The 2124-nt window shown below is 77.0% G+C and carries 1 protein-coding gene and 1 pseudogene; one reads left to right on the top strand and one right to left on the bottom strand.

What is annotated here, in order from left to right; genetic code table 11:
• On the bottom strand, positions 1-953 hold a 953-nt coding region (locus tag FNQ90_RS20630; RefSeq protein ID WP_182607728.1), incomplete at its 3' end, for a zinc-binding dehydrogenase.
• A 405-nt stretch (positions 954-1358) separates the two neighbouring features.
• On the opposite strand from FNQ90_RS20630, the pseudogene FNQ90_RS20625 reads away from it, so the two are divergent.
• Positions 1359-2124, top strand: a pseudogene (locus FNQ90_RS20625) (hypothetical protein); the annotation flags it as partial.

Raw genomic sequence — 2124 nt, 5'->3', positions numbered from 1 at the left:
CTGTTGCCGTAGACGCAGCTGCTCAGTGTGCGACCGGTGATGAAGAGTTCCAGCGCGGAGAAGGAGACCTTCTGGTCCTTGCCCCCGATCCCCACGACCACCGCACGACCACCGCGCCGGGTGGCGCTCCAGGCGGCGCGGATGCTCTCGGCCCGCCCGGCGCACTCGATCGCCGCGTCCACCCCGAGGCCGCCGGTCAGCGCCCGCACCTCACGCGCCGTGCGCTCGGAGGCGAGCAGGAAGTCGGTCGCGCCGGCCGCGCGGGCCAGCGGCTCCTTGCCCTCCGCGACGTCCACCGCGACGATCCGCGCCGCGCCGGCGATCCGGGCCGCCTGCAGCACCGCCAGACCCACCCCGCCGACACCGATCACCAGGACGCTCTCCCCCTCCCGCACCCGGGCGCTGTGGTGCACCGCCCCCCAGCCGGTGAGCACCGCGCAACCGAGCAGGGCGGCCTCGGTCAACGGGATGCCGTCGGGCAGGGGCAGGACGGCGTGCTCCGGGACGACGGTCTCCTCGGCGAAGGCGGCGACGGTCAGCCCCGGGTACAGCTCACCCCCGGCGTCGTCACGCGCGTAGGGGACGGTGGTCCCGGCGTTGGCCTCCGCGCACAACCAGGGTTCCTCCAGAACCGCGCAGAAGTGGCACCGCCCGCAGGAGGGGGCCCAGTTGAGGACCACCCGCTGACCGGGGCGGACCGACTCCACGCCCTCGCCGACCTCGGTGACGGTGCCCGCGCCCTCGTGTCCGAGCACGGCGGGGACGGGGTGCGCCAGGGTGCCGTTGGCCAGGGACAGGTCCGAGTGGCAGACACCGGCCGCCGCGAGTCGGACCCGCACCCGCCCGGCTCCGGGACGGGGAAGCGAGATCCGACTCACCCGCAGGGGCTCGCCCACCCCCGGAAGGACCACGGCGCGCACGGACTCGGTCGGGGTTCCATCGATGCCGGACATGCCGATCACGCTAGCGGCGGAGGCCACGCGTTGTCAGGGTCGACGGCCCGGGCGCCGTGGGGTCCGGGGAGGATTCGGCACGTTCCGCCCCCCGGGCTGTGCCCGGGGCACACTCCGGTGGGCGGCTTCCCGGGCGACGGCACAACGGCCGGTTCGCCCTCCGTCGGTCGTGTCGCCGACGGGAGGGCCGAGGGGACCGACCGGGCCGAGCGGCGGGGCCCCGGCCCACCCCTGCCGGGAAGAGCGCCCGCGCGGACATCGCCGGTGCGTTCGGACCGGGATCACACCCATGGGTGACGGCTGCGGGGACAAGCCCGCCCATCGGGTGACACGGAAGCCCGGGAAGCACGACACGCGCCGCCGTGCGCCGCTGACCGGAGGGCCCGGGTGTGGCACCAAGGAGTCATGACACACCGGCGGATGCCCAACGAACGGCTGCGAAGCCTGCTGGACGAGGCCGACTGGACCCAGGAGGCGCTGGCCCGGTCCGTGAACGCGATCGGCTCCGAGATCGGGTGCCCACTGCGGTACGACCGCACCGCCGTGGCGCACTGGCTGGCCGGCACCCTGCCCCGGGAGCCCGTCCCGGAACTGGCCGCCGAGGCCCTCTCCCGACGGATCGGACGACCGGTGACACCGGAGGCGGCCGGCTTCGGCACCGCCGCCGCGCGGTCCCCCGCCCGGGCCACCGCGAGCGGGCCGACGCACGACACCGGGGGCGACCCCGACCGAACGGCCCGGGGGACGGACCCCGGGGACGCGGCGGACGGCTTCGCCGCCACCTGCCGGGCGGACGCCGAGGGCGCCCGGCTCGCTCCCATGCGACAGCGACCCTACCGGGTGGCGGAAACCGAGGTACCGGGGCCGCCGAACGAGCCGGCCGACGGCGGGGGCCGGATGTTCGATCCCCGGGTGACACCTCCCGGCCCGGCGGGCCCGGGTCCGGGCACCGCGACCCCGGGCCGGGACCGACCGCGACCGGGGCGCCCACCGCGCGGACCGGCCGAGCACACCCCCCGGCCCCCGCATCCGCGCGACCCCGGGGCGCCGGGGCACGGCGCCGGGCGGCCCCGGGAGGAGCTCCCCGGCACGGCGAGGGGCCTGCGGGTCGACCGGGGCGGACGGGCCGGTCGAATCGAGGAGGTGGATACCCCGGCCCTCTTCCCGTGGC

Source organism: Streptomyces alkaliphilus (assembly GCF_014141535.1).
In the GTDB taxonomy this organism is placed as follows: domain Bacteria; phylum Actinomycetota; class Actinomycetes; order Streptomycetales; family Streptomycetaceae; genus Streptomyces; species Streptomyces alkaliphilus.
This window is presented reverse-complemented; position numbering and strand designations above follow the sequence as displayed.